Origin of the sequence: Pseudomonas gregormendelii (assembly GCF_017114825.1) — a bacterium.
Classification (GTDB): domain Bacteria; phylum Pseudomonadota; class Gammaproteobacteria; order Pseudomonadales; family Pseudomonadaceae; genus Aquipseudomonas; species Aquipseudomonas gregormendelii.
The window spans coordinates 1-20,276 of sequence record NZ_JADEVO010000060.1; the positions used below are offsets into that span (position 1 = coordinate 1).

The following is a 20,276-nucleotide window of genomic DNA, read 5'->3' on the forward strand; positions in this document are numbered from 1 at the left end:
CGGCAGGCCGCCGTGCAATCCTGGCCGGCGTTGTAGAAACCAAAGGTGCGAATGCCCTCCACGGCGGCGTCGATGTCGGCGTCGTCGAAGATGATCACCGGGGCCTTGCCGCCCAGTTCCATGTGCATGCGCTTGACGCTGTCGGCGGTGCTGGAAATGATGTTCGAGCCAGTGGCGATCGAACCAGTCAGCGAGACCATGCGCACTTTCGGGTGGGTTACCAGCGGGCTACCCACCGTTGGACCGCGCCCGAACACCAGGTTGAGGACACCGGCGGGGAAAATTTGCGACGCCAGTTCCGCCAGGCGCAACGCGGTCAGCGGGGTTTGTTCCGACGGCTTGAGCACCACGGTATTACCGGCGGCGAGGGCCGGAGCGATTTTCCAGGCGACCATCATCAGCGGGTAGTTCCACGGCGCGATCGAGGCAATCACGCCCACCGGATCGCGGCGGATCATCGAGGTGTGGCCGGGCAGGTATTCACCGCCAGCCGAACCGCTCATGCAGCGGCTGGCGCCGGCGAAGAAGCGGAACACGTCGGCAATCGCCGGGATCTCGTCATTCAGAGCGGCGCTGTAAGGCTTGCCGCAGTTGTCCGATTCCAGCTTAGCCAGCTCTTCGCCGTGGGCCTCGATGACGTCGGCGAGCTTCAGCAGCAGCAGGGCGCGATCTTTCGGCGGGGTCTGTGACCAACCATCGAACGCCGCATCGGCGGCCCGCACGGCAGCATCGACCTGGGCTTCGCTGGCTTCGTTGATCTCCACCAGGACTCGGCCCAGTGACGGGTTGAACACGGCTTGGGCGGGGCCTTCGCCAGTGATCAACTGGCCGTTGATCAGGAGTTTGGTTTGCATGGGGTTGTCCTCTCTGAAGCAATTCTTGTTTTCAAACCGGACCCTTGTAGGAGCGAGCTTGCTCGCGATGGACGTCAACGATGACGAGGGCTGCCTGAATGCACGCGGCGCCCTCAGGTTCATCGCGAGCAAGCTCGCTCCTACAAGGGATTGTTGTGTCAGTCCTGGGATTATTTCCCGCCACTGCCCGCCACGCTTTCGCCGCCACGAGTCAGGTAATAGGCGCCGAGGATCGGCAGCATGGTCACCATCATCACCAGCATCGCGACGACGTTGGTCACCGGCACGTCCCGTGGGCGGCTGAGCTGGTTGAGCAGCCACAGCGGCAAGGTGCGTTCGTGGCCAGCGGTAAAGGTGGTCACGATGATTTCGTCGAACGACAGGGCAAACGCGAGCATGCCGCCAGCCAGCAATGCCGAGCCCAGGTTCGGCAGGACGATGTAGCGGAAGGTTTGCCAGCCATCGGCGCCGAGGTCCATCGAGGCTTCGATCAGGCTGTGGGAGGTACGGCGCAAGCGGGCGATGACGTTGTTGTAGACGATCACCACGCAGAAGGTCGCGTGGCCGACAATGATGGTGAACATCCCCGGCTCGATCCCCAGCGTCTTGAACGTCGCCAGCAAGGCAATCCCGGTGATGATTCCCGGCAATGCGATCGGCAGGATCAGCATCAGCGAGATGCCTTGCTTGCCGAAGAAATCCCGCCGGTACAGCGCTGCGGATGCCAGGGTGCCGAGCACCATCGCAATCAGCGTCGCAATGGAGGCAATCTGCAGTGACAGCTTGATCGCTTCCAGCACGTCAGGGCGCGAGAACGCCACGCCGATCCACTTCAGGGTGAAGCCCTTGGGCGGAAAACTGAACGCTGCTTCTTCGGTGTTGAAGGCGTAGAGGAAGATGATCAGGATCGGGAAGTGCAGGAAAACCAACCCGCCCCAGGCTGCGATTCTCAAGCCTAATGAAGCTTTCTCCCCCTGCTTGTCTGAATTAGAGTGCATCGAAGGCCCCCAGGCGTTTGACGATAGACAGGTAAATGGCGATCAGCACGATCGGTACCAGGGTGAAGGCGGCGGCCATCGGCATGTTGCCGATCGCCCCTTGCTGGGCGTACACCATGCTGCCGACGAAGTAACCAGGCGGCCCCACCAGCTGCGGCACGATGAAGTCGCCCAGGGTCAGGGAGAAGGTGAAGATTGAACCGGCGGCAATGCCCGGGATCGACAACGGCAGAGTCACCTGCATGAACGTCTGGCGCGGCTTGGCCCCGAGGTCGGCGGAGGCTTGCAGCAGCGAAGGCGGCAGCCTTTCCAGGGACGCCTGGATCGGCAGGATCATGAACGGCAGCCAGATGTAGACGAACACCATGAAGCGGCCCAGGTGCGAGGTCGACAAGGTGCTGCCGCCGACGCCGGGAATACCCAGCACGAACTGCAGCACCGGCTCCAGTCCAAGGTGCTGGACGAACCATTGCGCCACCCCGCCCTTGGCTAGCAACAGCGTCCAGGCGTAGGCCTTGACGATGTAGCTGGCCCACATCGGCATCATCACCGCGATGTAGAAAAACGCCTTGGTCTTGCCCGTGGTGTAGCGCGCCATGTAGTAGGCGATCGGGAAGGCCACGACGGCGCTGGCAATCGACACCACGATGGCCATGCCCAGGGTGCGCATGATGATGTCGAAGTTCGACGGCTGGAACAGCGCAGCGAAGTTCGCCAGGGTCAGGTCGGGGGTGACCGCCATGGTGAAGTCGTCGAAGGTGTAGAAGCCTTGCCACAGCAGGGTCAGCAACGAGCCGAGGTAAATCGCGCCGAACCAGATCAGCGGCGGCACCAGCAACATCGACAGATACAGGTTGGGTCGGCGGTACAGCAGGTTGGCAAACTTGCGCAACGGCGAGCCACCCGACGGGGTTTGGGAGATAGCCAAGGTGTTCATCTCACACCCCGCCGACTGCATGGTCTTGCAGCGGGATCATTGCTTCCCTGGCCCAGCGCGCGATGATTCGCTGGCCGGTCTGGTGTTGGGCGCTGGTGTCCAGCCATTGGTTGTTGGCCTGGCTGATATTCAGGGTCTGGCCGTTTTCCAGCTTCAGTTCGTAACGAGTGGCGCTGCCCTGATATTGAATGTCGTGGAGCAGGCCACTGACTTCGATTTCGTGGCTGGCCAGCGGCCCTTCGGCGAAACGCACGTGTTCCGGGCGAATGGAAAATGGTTGTGGATGGCCGCTCAACTGTTGCGCCAGATCGCCGCGAATCACGTTCGAGGTGCCGACAAACTCGGCAACGAAAGTGGTCGCCGGCTTCATGTACAGGTTGCGCGGGGTGTCGACCTGTTCGATGCGTCCTTTATTGAACACCGCAACACGGTCGGACATCGACAGGGCTTCGGTCTGGTCATGGGTGACGAAGATGAACGTAATGCCGAGTTGGCGTTGCAGCTTCTTCAGCTCGCTTTGCATTTGCTCGCGTAACTTCAGATCGAGGGCACCCAGGGGTTCGTCGAGCAACAACACTCGAGGTCGATTGACCAAGGCGCGCGCCAGGGCCACGCGCTGGCGCTGGCCGCCAGACAGTTGCACCGGCTTGCGTTCGCCATAGCCGCCGAGGGCGACCATGTCGAGGGCTTCTTCAGCACGTTTGAGGCGCTCGGCCTTGCCCACGCCCTTGACCTTGAGGCCGTAGGCGACGTTGTCTCGCACATTCATGTGGGGGAACAGCGCGTAGTCCTGAAATACGGTGTTGACGTCACGTTGATACGGCGGCAGCCCGGCGGCTTCTTCGCCATGAATACGAATGGAGCCTGCGCTCGGTTGTTCGAAACCGGCGATCAGGCGCAGACAGGTGGTTTTGCCCGAGCCGGAAGGGCCCAGCATGGAGAAGAACTCGCCGTCCTGGATGTCGATGGAAACCCGGTCTACGGCTTTCACTTCGCCGAATAGACGGGAAACGTTGGTGAACTGGACTGCAAGCGTCATGGTGCGGTGCTCCGAAAAGGCGCGCTTTCTATAAAAATTGAATCGGTGGTGTTATCGAAAAAACCGTCCGAACGCGGCTCGCGCCTGCGGCAGCTCCTACGGGACTTGCAGAAGACGCCATATTTGTAGTGCCTGCGGTCGGCGTGGGAGCTGCCGCAGGCTCGGGCCGCGTTCGGACGATCTATTGATCGTGAGAGAGTGTTATCTGCCGCCCATGATCGCGATGTAATCCTGGGTCCAGCGGCTGTACGGCACGAACTTGCCGCCTTCAGCCTGCGGGGTTTTCCAGAAAGCGATCTTCTCGAACTGATCAAAACCGTTGGTCTTGCAACCTTCGGCGCCCAGCAGCTCGCTGCCCTGGCAAGCGGCAGGTACGGCTGGCAACGAACCGAACCAGGCGGCTACATCGCCCTGGACCTTCGGTTGCAGCGACCAGTCCATCCATTTGTAGGCGCAGTTGGGGTGCTTGGCTTCGGCGTGCAACATGGTGGTGTCGGCCCAGCCCGTGGCGCCTTCTTGCGGGATGGTGGAGGCGATAGGCTGTTTTTCGTTCATCAAGCCGTTGACCTGATAGGGCCAGGCGCTGGACGCGACCACGCCTTCGTTCTTGAAGTCACTCATCTGCACGGTGGTGTCGTGCCAGTAGCGGTGGATCAATGGCTGCTGGGCGCGGAGCAGATCGAGCACTGCCTTGTACTGGGTTTCGGTGAGTTCGTAGGGGCTCTGGATGCCGAGTTCCGGCTTGGCGGTTTTCAGGTACAGCGCCGCATCGGCGATGTAGATCGGACCGTCATAGGCCTGCACGCGACCCTTGTTGGGCTTGCCGTCCGGCAGGTTTTGCGCGTCGAACACCACGTTCCAGCTGGTAGGCGCGGTCTTGAATACGTTGGTGTTGTACATCAATACGTTCGGGCCCCACTGATACGGGGTGCCGTAGGTCTGCTTGTTGACCACGTACCACGGCGCATCCTTGAGGCGCGGGTCGAGGCTTTTCCAGTTCGGGATCAGGTCGGTGTTGATTGGCTGCACGCGCTTGCCCACGATCAGGCGCAGCGACGCATCACCCGACGCCGTCACCAGGTCGTAACCGCCCTTGGCCATCAGGCTGACCATTTCATCGGAGGTTGCGGCGGTTTTCACGTTGACCTTGCAGCCGGTTTCCTTCTCGAAACCGGTCACCCAGTCATAAGCCTTGTCGCTTTCGCCCCGTTCGATGTAGCCGGGCCAGGCCACGATATCCAGCTGGCCTTCGCCGGCACCCACGGCTTTCAGCGGTTCGGCGGCCTGGATGGAGGCACTGGCCAGCAACGCGGTGGTGATTGCACTGAGCAGTGCGGTCTTGTGCACGAACATGGGGTTTCCCTCTTCTTTAATTATGGTCGGGGCAGTTTTAACGGGGTCAAGCCAATGCCTTTACGGCTAATTGTTAGCGTAGTGCGCTTTTATAAATGCTGTCCGTGGCGAGCCATGATGTGCCGTACCACGCTGTAGTCCTGAAGCGAATCGCTGGACAGGTCCTTGCCGTAGCCCGAACGCTTCAGGCCGCCATGGGGCATTTCGCTGACCAGCATGAAATGACTGTTGATCCAGGTGCAGCCGTATTGCAGGCGTGCGGCGACCTGCATGGCCTTGTCGAGATTCTGCGTCCACACCGAAGAGGCGAGGCCGTATTCCGAGTCGTTGGCCCAATCCACCGCTTGTTCCAGCTCCTCGAAGCGGGTCACGGTCACGACCGGGCCGAATACCTCGCGCTGGACGATTTCATCGCTCTGTTTGCAGCCGGCCAGCAGGGTTGGCTGGTAATAGAAGCCGGCACCGGAATGCACGGCCGCGCCGGTGACGCGTTCGATATGCGGTTGGCCGAGGGCTCGTTCGACAAAACTGGCCACGCGATCACGCTGGCGGGTGCTGATCAGCGGCCCAATCTCGTTATCGGCATCGCGCTTGCCGGCGAAGCGCAGGCTGCTGACGGCGGCGCCGAGTTCGGCCACCAGGCGGTCGTGAATCCCGGCCTGTGCATAGATGCGGCAAGCTGCGGTGCAATCCTGCCCGGCGTTGTAGTAGCCATAGGTGCGCACACCTTCGACCACGGCCTGGATATCGGCGTCGTTGCAGACGATCACCGGTGCCTTGCCGCCGAGTTCCAGGTGTGTGCGTTTCAGGGTTTTCGAAGCGGCCTGGAGTATTTTCTGCCCGGTGACAATATCGCCGGTCAGCGACACCATGCGCACTTTGGGGTGGCTGACCAGGTGACTGCCAACGCCTTCGCCCCCACCGCATACGATGTTGATCACGCCGCGCGGCAGGATCTCGGCCAGGGCAGGGGCCAGGGCCAGGATCGACAGCGGCGTGTGTTCGGAAGGCTTGAATACCAGGGTGTTGCCGGCGGCTAGGGCAGGGGCGATTTTCCACGCGGCCATCATGATCGGGTAGTTCCAGGGCGCAATCGACGCCACGACGCCGATCGGATCGCGTCGCACCATGCTGGTGTAGCCCGGCAGGTATTCGCCGCTGAGTTGGCCGGTCTGGCAACGCACGGCGCCAGCGAAGAAGCGGAACACATCAACCGTGGCGCTGAGGTCATCCTGGCGGGCCAGGTGCAGTGGCTTGCCGCAGTTCAGCGATTCCAGGCGGGCCAGCAGGTCGGCGTTTTTTTCGATGGCGTTGGCGATATCAAGGAGCAGCACCGAGCGCTGTTGCGGGGTGGTACGCGACCAGGTGCCAAAGGCGCGATGGGCCGCAAGGATGGCGGCTTCGACCTGCTCGGTGCTGGCTTCGGCAATGTGGGTCAGCACTTCGCCGGTAGCCGGGTTGAGAATCGGCTCGACAAAGCCTTCGCCCGCGACCAGTTCGCCGTCGATCAATAACGCGGTGAAGATCGGAGTCTGCGCGCCAGCCATTTTTCGGGTTCTCTTTTCTTGTGTGGCCATGGTGCTCCCAGCGACTGGGGCCCGGCCGTCTTATATAGATGTAACAAGACTAGTCTGAGGCCCCGAGGTCGACAAATACTAAATACTGAAGGTGGCGTTCGATTAAATAGATGGCTTGCGCCCGCCGTGGGGTTGTTCGCGGGCGACAGTCAGAAACGGGTCGACCAATGGAGGGCGGGCCGTACCGCGCCGCCAGGCCAGGCCGACGTCCAGGGTCTGGCTGAGATCGGCGATGGGGCGTGCTTCAATGATGTCGCCCTCCAGCGACCATGGGCGATAAGTCATGTCCGGCTGGATCGAAACCCCCAAACCGGCGGCGACCAGGCTACGCACGGCCTCGGTCGAGGCGGTTTTCAGGGTGATCCGCGGTTGCAGGCCGGCGCTGCACCACAGGCGCTGGGCGTTACGGTCCATTTCGTCAACGTTGAGCTGGATCAGCGGCTCGCGTGCGACGTCGGCCAGGTTGATGCTGTCGTGTTCCAGCAGTGGATGCTGGGCCGGTAACCAAAGGCGGTGGGGCGAATGGGTCAGGACCTCGGTCTGCAAGGCGTGGCGATCCTCCAGGTTGGAGAGAATCAAAACGCCGACATCAATCTCGCCGCTGACCAGCAGATGCTCGATATAGGGCCGTTCGTCTTCCATCACGCGCAGTTCCACGTTGGGGTAGGCGCGCTGGAAGCGAGTGAGCAAATCAGCCAGGTAGTAGCCGGCGACGAGGCTGGTCACGCCAATGATCAATTGCCCGGCGACCTGGTCGGTGCTCTGTTGCAGGCTGCGCTTGGCGTTGTCCACGGTTGCCAGGATCAGGTGCGCCTGGCGCAGGAACTGGTGCCCCTGATGGGTCAGCGTCATGCCCTTGGCATGGCGGTTGAATAGGCCGATGCCAATCTCCTGCTCCAATTGCTGGATGGCCAGGGTCAGCGTTGACTGGGAAATGAACGCAGTTTGCGCGGCGGCCGAGATCGAGCCGGTTTCGGCCACTGCAATGAAATGACGGATCTGACGCAAGGTCATCATGAAGAATTACCCGGTGGGCGTTATTTTTAGATGAGCTGGAGTGTATATCTTTTTTTCTGATGGTCCGCAGGACGCTCTGTGTAAGCACGCAACATTCCGAAGCACTCTCTCTGGCGGTCTTCGGGCACTTTCGCTCTAGGCTGATGGCCTTATTTGTCCATAGACCGAATGTTTGGAGGCACACATGATTACCCGTGGCTTACTCGATCAATTGCTCAAGTCCGGGCAGGACCTGCTGCAAAACAAGGCCGGAGGTTCCCACAACAAGTCATCCAGCGGCGGGCTGGGCGGTTTGCTCGGTGGTTCCGGCAAGTCGTCCGGCCTCGGCGGGCTGCTGTCCGGCGCCGGTGGTGGCGCTCTGGCAGCGGGCGCCATGGGTCTGTTGATGGGTAACAAGAAGGTGCGCAAGGTTGGCGGCAAGGTCGCCATCTACGGCGGCCTCGCGGCGCTCGGTGTTATTGCCTACAAGGCTTATGGCAACTGGCAGGCCCAGCAGGGCACGGCACCGAAGCAGGAACCGCAAACCGTGGACCGGGTGCCGCCCGCCCAGGTTGAGGAACACAGCCAGGCGATCCTCAAGGCGCTGGTGGCGGCGGCCAAGGCGGATGGTCATGTCGATGAGCGCGAACGTGAGCTGATCGAAGGCGAATTCACCAAGCTCGACAACGATCAGGAATTGCAGCACTGGTTGCACGCCGAGCTCAACAAGCCGCTGGACCCTGCAGACGTTGCCCGCGCCGCCAGAACCCCGGAGATGGCGGCCGAGATGTACATCGCCAGCGTGATGCTCGTGGATGAGGAAAGCTATATGGAGAAATCCTACCTGGAAGAACTGGCTCGCCAGCTCAAACTCGAACCGGGTTTGAAGGTTGAACTGGAAAAGCAGGTGCGCCAGGCTGTCGTGTAGGGTCTGGCTCGCTGGCGTGGTCATTTGCAGCCACGCCGCCTTCCTCATTCATCGGGATGAGAATTGGTCTGCATCTGTCTTATAAGTGAAACAGCGCCCTCAGCTATACTCGGCAGCATTTGATATGGCTCCGAGGACTGACTGTGAAGAACTGGACGTTGCGCCAACGCATTTTGGCGAGCTTTGCGGTAATCATCGCCATCATGCTGCTGATGGTCATTGTCTCCTATTCCCGTCTGCTCAAGATCGAGGAAAGTGAGGCCAGCGTTCGTGAAGATGCGTTGCCGGGGGTGTATTACAGCTCGATGATTCGCGGCGCCTGGTCCGACAGTTACCTGCATATCCAGCACATGCTCGGACTCAAGGAGGGGCAGGGTGTCAGTGCTGCGGACGAGGCCGAGTTCAATGCCTTCGAGGCCCGTTTGCTGGAGCAGATGAGCAACTACCAGGGCACTTTCACCACGGATGAGGACAAGAGCGAGTACGCCACCTTCGAAAAACTGCACCAGGACTACAAGAAAACCCTTGCCGCAGTGCTCGACTTGCACAAGCGCAATCAGGAAGTCGAGGCGATCCGTCTGTTCGACGAGCAATTGACCCCGGCCTGGAAAGCCGGGCGGGTCAAGCTCAATGACATCATTCGCCAGAACAAGGCAGTGGCCGACCAGGACATCATCGCCATCGATAACGCGGTACTCACGGCCAAGATCATCATGGGCATCTCGCTGCTGATCGCAGTACTGGCCGCCGGCCTGTGCGGCCTGCTGTTGATGCGCGCCATCATGGCGCCGATGAACCGCATTGTGAACATCCTCGAAATCATGCGTACCGGTGACCTCAGCGGCCGTCTCAACCTGGATCGCAAGGATGAGTTTGGCGCCGTCGAAACCGGCTTCAACGACATGATGACTGAACTCACTGCGCTGGTGTCGCAAGCCCAGCGCTCGTCGGTACAGGTGACGACTTCGGTGACCGAGATCGCCGCCACGTCCAGGCAGCAGCAGGCCACGGCCACCGAAACGGCGGCCACCACCACCGAGATCGGCGCGACTTCCCGGGAAATCGCCGCGACCTCGCGGGACCTGGTGCGCACCATGACTGAAGTCTCCTCCGCCGCCGACCAGGCCTCGGTGGCGGCGGGTTCTGGCCAGCAAGGCCTGGCGCGCATGGAAGACACCATGCATTCGGTGATGGGGGCTGCCGACCTGGTCAACGCCAAGCTGGCGATCCTCAATGAGAAAGCCGGCAACATCAATCAGGTGGTGGTGACCATCGTCAAGGTGGCCGACCAGACCAACCTGCTGTCGCTCAACGCCGCCATCGAAGCGGAAAAAGCCGGGGAATACGGCCGCGGGTTTGCCGTGGTTGCCACCGAAGTCCGGCGCCTGGCGGACCAGACTGCCGTGGCCACTTACGACATCGAGCAAATGGTGCGCGAGATCCAGTCGGCGGTGTCGGCGGGTGTCATGGGCATGGACAAGTTCTCCGAGGAAGTGCGCCGCGGCATGTCCGAGGTGCAGCAGGTAGGCGAACAGCTGTCGCAGATCATCCATCAGGTCCAGGCGCTGGCGCCGCGGGTGCTGATGGTCAACGAAGGCATGCAGGCTCAGGCCACCGGCGCGGAACAGATCAACCATGCGCTGGTACAGCTGGGTGATGCCAGCAGCCAGACAGTCGAGTCTCTGCGCCAGGCCAGTTTCGCCATTGACGAACTGAGCCAGGTGGCTGTGGGCTTGCGTGGCGGCGTGTCGCGATTCAAAGTCTGATGAGCGAACTCGCAGGCAGACGCGCCGCCGTGGCGCCGGCAAAGCAGTCCTTGTTTCTGGTGTTTCGCATCGGCGACGAGCGCTATGCCTTACAAGCGATCGACGTGGCGGAAGTACTGCCGCGCGTGCCGCTAAAGCCAATTGCCAAGGCGCCGGCCTGGGTGGCCGGAGTGTTTGCCTATCGTGGCGCGGTCGTGCCGGTGATCGATCTCAGCGCGCTGACCTTCGGCCGACCGGCACAGGTACGTACCAGCACGCGGCTGGTGCTGGTGCACTACCGTGCTGATGAGACCGCGCCGGCGCAACTGCTCGGGCTGATCCTCGAGCAGGCCACCGACACCCTGCGCTGCCATCCTTCGCAGTTCCAGCCATATGGCCTGGACAATCGCCAGGCGCCGTACCTCGGGCCGGTGCGCGAAGATGCCCAGGGTTTGCTGCAATGGGTACGGATCGCCGACCTGCTGGACGACTCGGTGCGCGCGCTGCTGTTTCCGGCCCAGCCTCTGGACCCGGCGCTGCTTGAGGAGCGGTCATGAGCAGCGATCAGCGGTTTTTCGACTTCCTCAAGGAACGCATCGGCCTCGACGTGACATCGGTGGGGCCAGCCATCATCGAGCGCGCCGTGCGCCAACGCAGCACCGCCAATCATGCGCTGACCGCCGACGACTACTGGCACCGCCTGCAGGGCTCGCGGGACGAGCAGCAGGCGCTGATCGAAGCCGTGATCGTGCCCGAGACCTGGTTCTTCCGTTACCCGGAATCCTTCGCCACCCTGGCGAAGCTGGCGGCCACGCGCCTGGCGCAAATCAATAACCTGCGCGCCCTGCGGATTCTCAGCCTGCCTTGCTCAACCGGCGAAGAACCCTACTCGATTGCCATGGCGCTGCTCGACGCCGGCCTCAAGCCACATCAGTTCAAGGTCGAGGGCATGGATGTCAGCCCGCTGTCAGTGGAGAAAGCCCGGCGCGCGGTATATGGCAAGAATTCATTTCGCGGCCAGGACATCGAGTTCCGTGAGCGCTATTTCACCGCTGAAAACGAGGGCTATCGCCTCGACGAACGAGTCCTGGACCAGGTGCGGCTGCAGGTCGGCAATCTGCTCGATCCGACCCTGCTGGCCAACGAGCCCGCCTACGATTTCGTGTTCTGCCGCAACCTGCTGATCTATTTCGACCTGCCGACCCAGCAGCAGGTCTTTGAAGTGCTCAAGCGCCTGACCCACGTCGACGGCGTGCTGTTCATTGGCCCCGCCGAAGGCAGTCTGCTGGGACGTTTTGGCATGCGCTCGATCGGCATCCCGCAGTCCTTTGCGTTCAGTCGCCAGGCGGCGCCCGAGCCGGTTGCGGCTTTCCTGCCAACCGTCCTGCCAACCCCGCAGGCCCAGCGCCAGCCGGTGCACCACGTGGCCTCCGCGCGACCCCGACCCTTTGCATCCTTGGCTCCCACGTCGCGGGCGGTGAAAACACCGCCGTCGGACGCCGCCGCTTTGTTGGTGAACATCGCCGCGCTGGCCAACGAGGGCAAGAGCGCCGAGGCCCGCGCTGCATGCGAGAGCTACCTGCGCAGCCACGAACCGGTGGCGCAGGTGTTCTACTGGCTGGGTTTGCTCAGTGACATTGCCGGCAGCGCCCTCGAAGCCCAGGGTTTCTATCGCAAGGCGTTGTACCTTGAACCGCAACATCCCGACGCGTTGATGCACCTGGCGGTCTTGCTGCAATCCCAGGGCGATACGGCGGGTGCCAGACGATTGCAGGACCGCGCCGCGCGCAGCGAGCGCGCCGCTGACAGTGAGCGTAAACGATGAACGCCTCCGACACCTTGAGCTTCACTCATGCAGATGCCCAGGCCATCGACGACTGCTGGAACCGCATCGGGGTCCACGGTGACAGGTCCTGCCCGCTGCTGAGCGAGCATATACATTGCCGCAATTGTGCGGTGTATTCCGCTGCCGCTACGCGCTTGCTCGACCGCTACGCGCTGCAGCAGGAAGATCGCGGACAGGTTTCCAGTAGCGTCGAGAGCGACGTCAAAACACGTTCGCTGCTGATGTTTCGCCTCGGCGAAGAATGGCTGGGGCTGGCCACTCGCACGCTGGTGGAGGTGGCTCCGATGCAGGCGATTCACTCATTGCCGCATCAGCGTTCCCGAGCTTTGCTGGGCGTGGCGAATGTACGCGGCGCGCTGGTGGCGTGCCTGTCGCTGGTGGAGTTGCTCGGGCTCGACACTGCCGCTGTTGCGGTCCCCGGCGCGCGCACCATGCCGCGCATGTTGATCATCGCGGCACACGGTGGGCCGGTGGTGGTGCCGGTGGACGAAGTGGACGGCATCCATGCCATCGACGAACGGGTCCTGGAAGCGGCGTCCCGTTCCGGCACCCAGGCCAGCAGCAAATACACCCATGGTGTCTTGCAGTTCAAGGGTCGCAGCCTGCGTTGGCTGGATGAAGAACAATTGCTGTCTGCGGTGACCCGGAGCCTGACATGACCCCCGAACAGATGCGCGATGCCTCGCTGCTGGAACTGTTCAGCCTGGAGGCCGAAGCCCAGACCCAGGTACTGAGCACCGGCTTGCTGGCACTTGAACGCGACCCGACCCAGGCTGATCACCTGGAGTCGTGCATGCGCGCCGCCCACTCGCTCAAGGGCGCGGCGCGGATCGTCGGCGTCGATGCCGGGGTCAGCGTGGCGCACGTGATGGAAGACTGCCTGGTCAGCGCCCAGGAAGGCCGCCTGTACTTGCGCCCCGAGCACATCGACGCCTTGCTGCAAGGCACTGACCTGTTGATGCGCATCGCCACGCCCGATAACGCACCGGGCATTGCGGACATCCAAGCTTACGTCGCGCTGATGGGGCTGTTGCTCGATCCCATGGCGCTCGCGTCCCCGATCAGCACGCCCATTGCGCCGTTCATGGCCGAGCCGGAACCCGAAGCGCTGGCGCCGGTGATCGAGGTCCCGGTTCCGGTGATCGAGCCACTGCCTGTTGCTCCCGCCGAACCCCCGGTGAAAAACCGCCGCACCACCGATACCGGCGAGCGGGTCCTGCGGGTCACGGCGGAACGCTTGAACAGCCTGCTCGACCTGTCGAGCAAGTCCCTGGTGGAAACCCTGCGCCTGAAGCCGCACCTGGCCACCATGCAGCGCCTCAAGCGCGTGCAGGGCAACGGCTTGCGCGCCCTGGAAAACCTCAATGCGCTTCTCAAGGATCAGACCTTGAGCCTGGAAGCCCGGGAAGCCCTCGACGATGCTCGCCGGCTCCTGGCCGAATCCCAGCAACTGCTGGTGGAGAAAAACGCCGAACTGGACGAGTTTGCCTGGCAGGCCAGCCAGCGCGCCCAGGTGTTGTACGACACCGCGCTGGCCTGTCGCATGCGCCCGTTCGCCGATGTACTGGCCGGACAGGCGCGGATGGTCCGCGACCTTGGTCGCAGCCTGGGCAAACAGGTGCGTCTGGAGATCGAAGGGGAGAAGACCCAGGTCGACCGTGATGTGCTGGAAAAGCTCGAAGCGCCGCTGACGCACCTGTTGCGCAACGCTGTCGACCATGGCATCGAAACCCCCGAGCAGCGCGTGCTGGCGGGTAAGCCCGCTGAAGGTTTGATCCGCCTGCGCGCCTCGCACCAGGCCGGCCTGCTGGTGCTGGAGCTCGGCGATGACGGTAACGGCGTGGATCTGGAGAAAGTCCGGCGCAGCATCATCGAGCGCCATCTGTCCCCGGCCGAGACCGCCGCGCAGTTGAGCGAAGAGGAGCTGCTGACGTTCCTGTTCCTGCCGGGCTTCAGCCTGCGCGACAAGGTTACCGAAGTCTCCGGTCGCGGTGTCGGCCTGGACGCGGTGCAGCACATGGTCCGCCAGTTACACGGCGCGGTGGTGCTGGAGCAGACGGCGGGCGAGGGCAGTCATTTCCATCTTGAAGTGCCGCTGACGTTGTCCGTGGTGCGTAGCCTGGTGGTGGAAGTCGGTGACGAGGCGTATGCCTTTCCGCTGGCGCACATCGAGCGCATGTGCGACCTCGAGCCCGCGGACATCGTACAGGTCGAGGGTCGCCAGCACTTCTGGTACGAAGGCCGGCACGTCGGCCTGGTGGCGGCCAGCCAACTGTTGCAGCGCCCCGCCAGCCAGGGCGGCCAGGAGACGCTAAAGGTCGTGGTGATCCGTGAGCGCGAGGCCATTTATGGGGTGGCCGTGGAGCGGTTCATCGGCGAGCGGACGCTGGTAGTCTTGCCGCTGGATGAACGCCTGGGAAAAGTGCAGGATATTTCCGCCGGAGCCCTGCTCGATGACGGTTCGGTAGTACTGATCGTCGACGTCGAAGACATGCTGCGATCCGTGGACAAACTGCTCAATACCGGGCGCCTGGAGCGGATCGCGCGCCAGGGTAATCAGGTCGTGGAGGCTGCTCGCAAGCGTATCCTGGTGGTCGACGACTCCCTGACCGTGCGCGAATTGCAGCGCAAGTTGTTGCTCAATCGTGGTTACGATGTCGCCGTCGCGGTCGATGGCATGGATGGCTGGAATGCCCTGCGCTCGGAGGATTTCGATCTGCTGATTACTGACATTGACATGCCGCGCATGGACGGCATCGAGCTGGTGTCTTTGTTGCGGCGCGACAACCGCCTGCAATCGCTGCCGGTGATGGTGGTTTCCTACAAGGATCGCGAAGAGGATCGCCGTCGTGGACTGGACGCTGGCGCCGACTATTATCTAGCCAAAGCCAGTTTTCATGACGATGCCCTGCTTGATGCAGTGGTTGAGCTCATCGGGGGAGCACGGGCATGAAAATCGCAATCGTCAACGACATGCCCATGGCGGTAGAGGCCCTGCGCCGCGCCGTGGCCTTCGATCCGACGCACCAGGTGATCTGGGTCGCCAGCAATGGCGCCGAGGCAGTGCAGCGCTGTTCCGAGCAGACGCCGGACCTGATCCTGATGGACCTGATCATGCCGGTCATGGATGGCGTCGAGGCCACTCGCCGGATCATGGCCGAGACTCCCTGCGCCATCGTAATCGTCACCGTCGACCGCCAGCAGAATGTGCATCGGGTGTTCGAGGCCATGGGACACGGCGCGCTTGACGTCGTCGACACCCCGGCGCTCGGGGCCGGCAACGCCCAGGAGGCCGCTGCGCCGTTGCTGCGCAAGATCATCAACATCGGCTGGCTGATTGGCGACAAGGGCAACCGCGAGCGCCCGGCCCCCAATACGTTACGCACCTCCGGCTCGCGCCAGCGGCTGATCGCCATAGGTTCTTCCGCTGGCGGGCCTGCGGCGCTGGAAGTGCTGCTCAAGGGCCTGCCGCGGGATTTTTCGGCGGCCATCGTGCTGGTCCAGCATGTCGACCAGGTGTTCGCCGCCGGCATGGCCGAGTGGCTCAGCAGTGCCAGCGGCCTCAATGTGCGCCTGGCCCAGGAGGGCGAGCCACCGCAAAGCGGCACGGTGCTGTTGGCCGGCACCAACCATCATATTCGCTTGTTGAAGAACGGCACCCTGGCGTATACCGCCGAACCGGTCAACGAGATCTACCGGCCCTCGATCGATGTGTTTTTCGAAAGCGTGGCCAGTCACTGGAATGGCGATGCGGTCGGGGTTTTGCTTACAGGCATGGGGCGCGATGGCGCACAGGGGCTTAAACTCATGCGGCAGCAGGGCTACCTGACGATCGCGCAGGACCAGCAAAGCAGTGCGGTGTACGGCATGCCCAAGGCGGCTGCAGCCATCGACGCGGCGGTAGAAATTCGTTCGCTGGAAAAGATAGCGCCCCGATTGCTGGAGATTTTCACCAAATGAAGACCTTCATCCGCATTCCGGGCCCAGGCAGTACTCAGGTGATCGCACATGAATGATTTACAGCTCGACGACTTCAAGACCGATGAAAACGCCGCCATGGTGTTGCTGGTGGATGATCAGGCGATGATCGGCGAGGCAGTGCGACGCGGCTTGTCGCACGAAGAAAACATCGACTTCCACTTTTGTGCCGACCCGCACCAGGCCATTGCCCAGGCGATGCGCATCAAACCGACCGTCATCCTGCAGGACCTGGTGATGCCCGGCCTCGATGGCCTGAGCCTGGTGCGTGAGTACCGCAATCACCCGGCGACCAAGGACATTCCGATCATCGTCCTGTCGACCAAGGAAGACCCGTTGATCAAGAGCGCGGCGTTTGCCGCCGGCGCCAATGATTATCTGGTCAAGCTGCCCGACAACATCGAGCTGGTGGCGCGCATTCGTTACCACTCGCGGTCCTACATGACCCTGCTGCAGCGGGACGCGGCTTATCGGGCATTGCGCGTGAGCCAGCAGCAGTTGCTCGACACCAATCTGGTGCTGCAACGCCTGATGAACTCCGATGGCCTGACGGGGCTTTCCAACCGCCGGCATTTCGATGAGTACCTGGAGCTGGAATGGAGAAGGTCGGTGCGTGACCAGACCCAGTTGTCGTTGCTGATGATCGACGTCGACTACTTCAAGTCCTACAACGACAACTTCGGCCACCTCGAAGGCGACGAGGCCCTGCGCAAGGTCGCCCTGGCGATCCGCGATGCAAGCTCCCGGCCGTCCGACCTGCCGGCCCGCTACGGTGGCGAGGAATTTGCCTTGGTGCTGCCCAACACCTCCCCCGGCGGTGCCCGGTTGGTCGCGGAAAAACTGCGCCAGACCGTCGCGGCGCTGAAAATCCCGCACATCGCACCGGCCGAAGGCTCCAGCCTGACCATCAGCATCGGCTTGTCGACCATCACGCCGGAGCACGGCAGCGACTGCCGGCAACTGATCCTGGCTGCGGACAAGGGGCTGTACCAGGCCAAGCACAATGGGCGCAATCAGGTGGGTATCTCGTAATGTGGGACCAAGCCCGCTCCCACTGGGACAAGCAGGGCAAATCATTCACCCCTAAAGCCGCCAGGCGGGCTGCCGTGACAGCGTGATTACGGTATACTCGCCGGCTTTCAAAAGTTCGCCAACGAGTGCTGCCCGCCATGGAAATCAACCCGATCCTTAACAGCATCAAGGACCTGTCCGAGCGCTCCGAAACTATTCGGGGGTATCTTTGACTACGATCAAAAGCATGAGCGTCTGACCGAAGTCAATCGCGAGCTTGAAGATCCGAGTGTCTGGAACAACCCTGCCTACGCCCAGGAACTGGGGCGCGAGCGCTCCCTGCTGGCGCAGATCGTAGAAACCCTCGACGAGATGCACTCGGGCCTGGCTGATGCCAAAGACCTGCTGCTGATGTCCGCCGAGGAAGAAGACCAGGCCGCCGTCGATGACGTTGCCGCCGAAGTCGAGCGCCTGCGCGAGTCCCTGGAAAAACTCGAATTCCGCCGCATGTTCAGCGGTGAGATGGATGCCAACAACGCCTACCTGGACATCCAGGCCGGCTCGGGTGGTACCGAGGCCCAGGACTGGGCCAACATCCTGCTGCGCATGTACCTGCGTTGGGCTGACAAACGCGGTTTCGACGCGACCATCATGGAATTGTCCGCCGGTGAAGTCGCCGGGATCAAGGGCGCAACCGTGCATATCAAGGGCGAATACGCCTTTGGCTGGCTGCGTACCGAAATCGGCGTGCATCGCCTGGTGCGCAAGAGTCCTTTCGACTCCGGCAACCGTCGCCACACCTCGTTCTCGGCCGTTTTCGTTTCGCCGGAAATCGATGACAACATCGAAATCGACATCAACCCGTCGGACCTGCGCATCGATACCTACCGCTCCTCCGGTGCCGGTGGTCAGCACGTAAACACCACCGACTCGGCCGTACGTATTACCCACGTACCGTCCAACACCGTGGTCAGCTGCCAGAACGAGCGTTCCCAGCACGCGAACAAAGACACCGCGATGAAAATGCTGCGGGCGCGCTTGTACGAGCAGGAAGTGCAGAAACGCAACGCTGCCTCGCAAGCCCTGGAAGACACCAAGTCGGACATCGGCTGGGGTCACCAGATTCGCTCCTACGTTCTGGATGCGTCGCGAATCAAGGATTTGCGCACTAACATCGAGCGCAGCGACTGCGACAAGGTGCTCGACGGCGACATCGACGAATACCTGGTAGCGAGCCTGAAACAAGGCCTGTAACACGTGCAATACGGGATCGCCTGAAAAAACGCGGCTCCTCCGGGAGCGGCGGTGCGGCGATCCGACTTGCCCGCGATCCCCAGCCGCAGGCTGTGGACAATGAACCTGATGGAATACTTAAAGACATGAGCGACCTAGAACTCGACCCGCAAGCCCTGCAACAGGAAGAAAACTCCCTGATCGCCCTGCGCAAGGAAAAGCTGGCTGCCGAGCGCGCCAAGGGCAATGCCTTCCCGAATGACTTCCGCCGCGACAACTACTGCGAAGACTTGCAGAAACAGTACGCGGACAAGACCAAGGAAGAGCTCGCAGAGGCTGCAATTCCGGTCAAGGTTGCCGGTCGCATCATGCTCAACCGTGGCTCGTTCATGGTGATCCAGGACATGTCCGGGCGCATCCAGGTCTACGTCAACCGCAAAACCTTGTCTGAAGACACCCTGGCCGCGGTCAAGACCTGGGACCTGGGCGACATCATTGCCGCCGAAGGCACCCTGGCGCGTTCCGGCAAGGGCGACCTGTACGTCGAAATGACCAACGTGCGCCTGCTGACCAAATCCCTGCGCCCGCTGCCGGACAAGCACCACGGCCTGACCGACACCGAGTCGCGCTACCGTCAGCGCTACGTTGACCTGATCGTCAACGAAGACGTGCGCCAGACGTTCCGCATTCGCTCGCAAGTCATCGCCCACATCCGCAGCTTCCTGATGAAGCGCGACTTCCTCGAAGTCGAAACGCCGATGCTGCAGACCATCCCGGGCGGCGCGGCGGCCAAACCGTTCGAAACCCACCACAACGCCCTCGACATGGACATGTACCTGCGCATTGCGCCGGAACTGTACCTCAAGCGTCTGGTGGTTGGCGGTTTCGAGAAGGTCTTCGAGATCAACCGCAACTTCCGTAACGAAGGCGTCTCGACCCGTCACAACCCTGAATTCACCATGTTGGAGTTCTACCAGGCGTACGCCGACTACGAAGACAACATGGACCTGACCGAAGAACTGTTCCGCGAACTGGCACAGCTGGTCCTGGGCAGTACCGACGTGCCTTATGGCGACAAGGTGTTCCACTTCGGCGAGCCGTTCGCGCGCCTGTCCGTGTTCGACTCGATCCTCAAGTACAACCCTGAGCTGACTGCAGACGACCTGAACGACATCGACAAGGCCCGTGCCATCGCCAAGAAAGCCGGCGCCAAGGTGTTGGGCTTCGAAGGCCTGGGCAAACTGCAGGTGATGATTTTCGAAGAGCTGGTCGAGCACAAGCTGGAGCAGCCGCACTTCATTACCCAATACCCGTTCGAAGTGTCGCCGCTGGCCCGTCGCAACGACGACAACCCGAACGTCACTGACCGTTTTGAGCTGTTCATCGGTGGCCGTGAAATCGCCAACGCCTACTCCGAGTTGAACGATGCGGAAGACCAGGCCGAGCGTTTCATGGCGCAGGTGGCCGACAAGGACGCCGGCGACGACGAAGCCATGCACTACGACGCCGACTTCGTTCGTGCGCTGGAGTACGGCATGCCGCCAACGGCGGGTGAAGGTATCGGCATCGACCGCCTGGTGATGCTGCTGACCAACTCCCCGTCCATCCGCGACGTGATCCTGTTCCCGCACATGCGGCCGCAAGCGTAAGTGTTTGTCTAGTCCTGAAATAGGTTTACACCTGTTTCACCCCAACGCCCGATGCACCGCATCGGGCGTTTTGTATTTCAAGGACAGGTGCGGGCGCTCCTGGTTGTAGATTAGGATCGCCTCTCTCACCAT

17 protein-coding genes are annotated in these 20,276 nt (G+C 62.0%); 10 read left to right on the forward strand and 7 right to left on the reverse strand.

Going from position 1 to position 20,276, the window contains the following annotated elements; all coding sequences use genetic code 11:
• From IMW75_RS25425 to IMW75_RS25455, 7 genes are all read right to left on the reverse strand, one after another.
• A partial coding sequence (locus tag IMW75_RS25425) for an aldehyde dehydrogenase family protein (protein ID WP_205894150.1) occupies positions 1 to 854 on the reverse strand: 854 nt, incomplete at its 3' end.
• A gap of 170 nt (positions 855 to 1,024) precedes the next feature.
• Positions 1,025 to 1,852, reverse strand: coding sequence for an ABC transporter permease (locus IMW75_RS25430; RefSeq protein WP_205894151.1), 828 nt, complete (start codon positions 1,850 to 1,852; stop codon positions 1,025 to 1,027).
• Entirely contained in the window at positions 1,842 to 2,789 is a 948-nt protein-coding gene (locus IMW75_RS25435; protein WP_205894152.1) for an ABC transporter permease, read from the reverse strand. Before IMW75_RS25435 ends, IMW75_RS25430 begins: the two co-directional genes overlap by 11 nt.
• Position 2,790: 1 nt before the next feature.
• The gene (locus IMW75_RS25440; protein WP_045060780.1) at positions 2,791 to 3,828 is read right to left on the reverse strand and encodes an ABC transporter ATP-binding protein; all 1,038 of its coding nucleotides are present in this window, start codon (positions 3,826 to 3,828) and stop codon (positions 2,791 to 2,793) included.
• 201 nt (positions 3,829 to 4,029) lie between these two features.
• On the reverse strand, positions 4,030 to 5,181 hold the full coding sequence (gene ydcS, locus IMW75_RS25445) for a putative ABC transporter substrate-binding protein YdcS (protein WP_045060779.1): 1,152 nt from the start codon (positions 5,179 to 5,181) through the stop codon (positions 4,030 to 4,032).
• 89 nt (positions 5,182 to 5,270) lie between these two features.
• On the reverse strand, positions 5,271 to 6,728 hold the full coding sequence (locus IMW75_RS25450; protein WP_205894153.1) for a gamma-aminobutyraldehyde dehydrogenase: 1,458 nt from the start codon (positions 6,726 to 6,728) through the stop codon (positions 5,271 to 5,273).
• A 132-nt stretch (positions 6,729 to 6,860) separates the two neighbouring features.
• Positions 6,861 to 7,775: a LysR family transcriptional regulator gene (locus IMW75_RS25455; protein ID WP_205894154.1), complete on the reverse strand. Its 915-nt coding sequence runs from the start codon at positions 7,773 to 7,775 to the stop codon at positions 6,861 to 6,863.
• A 184-nt stretch (positions 7,776 to 7,959) separates the two neighbouring features.
• On the opposite strand from IMW75_RS25455, the gene IMW75_RS25460 reads away from it, so the two are divergent.
• The 10 genes from IMW75_RS25460 to lysS all read left to right on the forward strand — a co-directional run bounded on the left by IMW75_RS25460 (position 7,960) and on the right by lysS (position 20,144).
• Complete coding sequence (locus IMW75_RS25460; protein ID WP_045060776.1) at positions 7,960 to 8,682, forward strand: tellurite resistance TerB family protein; 723 nt, start codon at positions 7,960 to 7,962, stop codon at positions 8,680 to 8,682.
• Positions 8,683 to 8,825: 143 nt separating this feature from the next.
• A complete protein-coding gene (locus tag IMW75_RS25465; RefSeq protein ID WP_205894155.1) occupies positions 8,826 to 10,448 on the forward strand; it encodes a methyl-accepting chemotaxis protein in 1,623 nt (540 codons plus the stop codon).
• Complete coding sequence (locus tag IMW75_RS25470; protein ID WP_205894156.1) at positions 10,448 to 10,984, forward strand: chemotaxis protein CheW; 537 nt, start codon at positions 10,448 to 10,450, stop codon at positions 10,982 to 10,984. The genes IMW75_RS25465 and IMW75_RS25470 overlap by 1 nt, the downstream gene beginning before the upstream one ends.
• Positions 10,981 to 12,252, forward strand: coding sequence for a CheR family methyltransferase (locus tag IMW75_RS25475; protein WP_205894157.1), 1,272 nt, complete (start codon positions 10,981 to 10,983; stop codon positions 12,250 to 12,252). Before IMW75_RS25470 ends, IMW75_RS25475 begins: the two co-directional genes overlap by 4 nt.
• Positions 12,249 to 12,932 (forward strand): chemotaxis protein CheW, encoded by a 684-nt coding sequence (locus tag IMW75_RS25480; RefSeq protein ID WP_045060772.1) that lies wholly within the window; start codon positions 12,249 to 12,251, stop codon positions 12,930 to 12,932. The genes IMW75_RS25475 and IMW75_RS25480 overlap by 4 nt, the downstream gene beginning before the upstream one ends.
• Positions 12,929 to 15,226 (forward strand): hybrid sensor histidine kinase/response regulator, encoded by a 2,298-nt coding sequence (locus IMW75_RS25485; RefSeq protein ID WP_205894158.1) that lies wholly within the window; start codon positions 12,929 to 12,931, stop codon positions 15,224 to 15,226. The genes IMW75_RS25480 and IMW75_RS25485 overlap by 4 nt, the downstream gene beginning before the upstream one ends.
• The gene (gene cheB, locus IMW75_RS25490; protein ID WP_205894159.1) at positions 15,223 to 16,233 is read left to right on the forward strand and encodes a chemotaxis response regulator protein-glutamate methylesterase; all 1,011 of its coding nucleotides are present in this window, start codon (positions 15,223 to 15,225) and stop codon (positions 16,231 to 16,233) included. Before IMW75_RS25485 ends, cheB begins: the two co-directional genes overlap by 4 nt.
• 48 nt (positions 16,234 to 16,281) lie before the next feature.
• On the forward strand, positions 16,282 to 17,283 hold the full coding sequence (locus IMW75_RS25495; protein ID WP_122837661.1) for a response regulator: 1,002 nt from the start codon (positions 16,282 to 16,284) through the stop codon (positions 17,281 to 17,283).
• Between the two features lie 137 nt (positions 17,284 to 17,420).
• Positions 17,421 to 18,516, forward strand: a protein-coding gene (gene prfB / locus IMW75_RS25500) for a peptide chain release factor 2 (RefSeq protein ID WP_122837662.1) whose coding sequence is annotated in 2 segments (ribosomal slippage) — positions 17,421 to 17,492 and positions 17,494 to 18,516 — 1,095 coding nt in all. Because the reading frame shifts where the segments join, the coding sequence is not laid out codon by codon here.
• Between the two features lie 125 nt (positions 18,517 to 18,641).
• Positions 18,642 to 20,144 (forward strand): lysine--tRNA ligase, encoded by a 1,503-nt coding sequence (lysS, locus tag IMW75_RS25505; protein ID WP_045060768.1) that lies wholly within the window; start codon positions 18,642 to 18,644, stop codon positions 20,142 to 20,144.
• The last annotated feature ends 132 nt before the right edge of the window (positions 20,145 to 20,276 follow it).

Bases quoted from the DNA above. Each gene is read 5' to 3' on its own strand.
- IMW75_RS25485 (WP_205894158.1), top strand. From the start codon at position 12,929: ATGACCCCCGAACAGATGCGCGATGCCTCGCTGCTGGAACTGTTCAGC.
- IMW75_RS25455 (WP_205894154.1), bottom strand. From the start codon at position 7,775: ATGATGACCTTGCGTCAGATCCGTCATTTCATTGCAGTGGCCGAAACC.
- IMW75_RS25440 (WP_045060780.1), bottom strand. From the start codon at position 3,828: ATGACGCTTGCAGTCCAGTTCACCAACGTTTCCCGTCTATTCGGCGAA.
- IMW75_RS25435 (WP_205894152.1), bottom strand. From the start codon at position 2,789: ATGAACACCTTGGCTATCTCCCAAACCCCGTCGGGTGGCTCGCCGTTG.
- cheB (WP_205894159.1), top strand. From the start codon at position 15,223: ATGAAAATCGCAATCGTCAACGACATGCCCATGGCGGTAGAGGCCCTG.
- IMW75_RS25480 (WP_045060772.1), top strand. From the start codon at position 12,249: ATGAACGCCTCCGACACCTTGAGCTTCACTCATGCAGATGCCCAGGCC.
- IMW75_RS25430 (WP_205894151.1), bottom strand. From the start codon at position 1,852: ATGCACTCTAATTCAGACAAGCAGGGGGAGAAAGCTTCATTAGGCTTG.
- lysS (WP_045060768.1), top strand. From the start codon at position 18,642: ATGAGCGACCTAGAACTCGACCCGCAAGCCCTGCAACAGGAAGAAAAC.
- IMW75_RS25460 (WP_045060776.1), top strand. From the start codon at position 7,960: ATGATTACCCGTGGCTTACTCGATCAATTGCTCAAGTCCGGGCAGGAC.
- IMW75_RS25470 (WP_205894156.1), top strand. From the start codon at position 10,448: ATGAGCGAACTCGCAGGCAGACGCGCCGCCGTGGCGCCGGCAAAGCAG.
- IMW75_RS25475 (WP_205894157.1), top strand. From the start codon at position 10,981: ATGAGCAGCGATCAGCGGTTTTTCGACTTCCTCAAGGAACGCATCGGC.
- IMW75_RS25450 (WP_205894153.1), bottom strand. From the start codon at position 6,728: ATGGCTGGCGCGCAGACTCCGATCTTCACCGCGTTATTGATCGACGGC.
- IMW75_RS25495 (WP_122837661.1), top strand. From the start codon at position 16,282: ATGAATGATTTACAGCTCGACGACTTCAAGACCGATGAAAACGCCGCC.
- ydcS (WP_045060779.1), bottom strand. From the start codon at position 5,181: ATGTTCGTGCACAAGACCGCACTGCTCAGTGCAATCACCACCGCGTTG.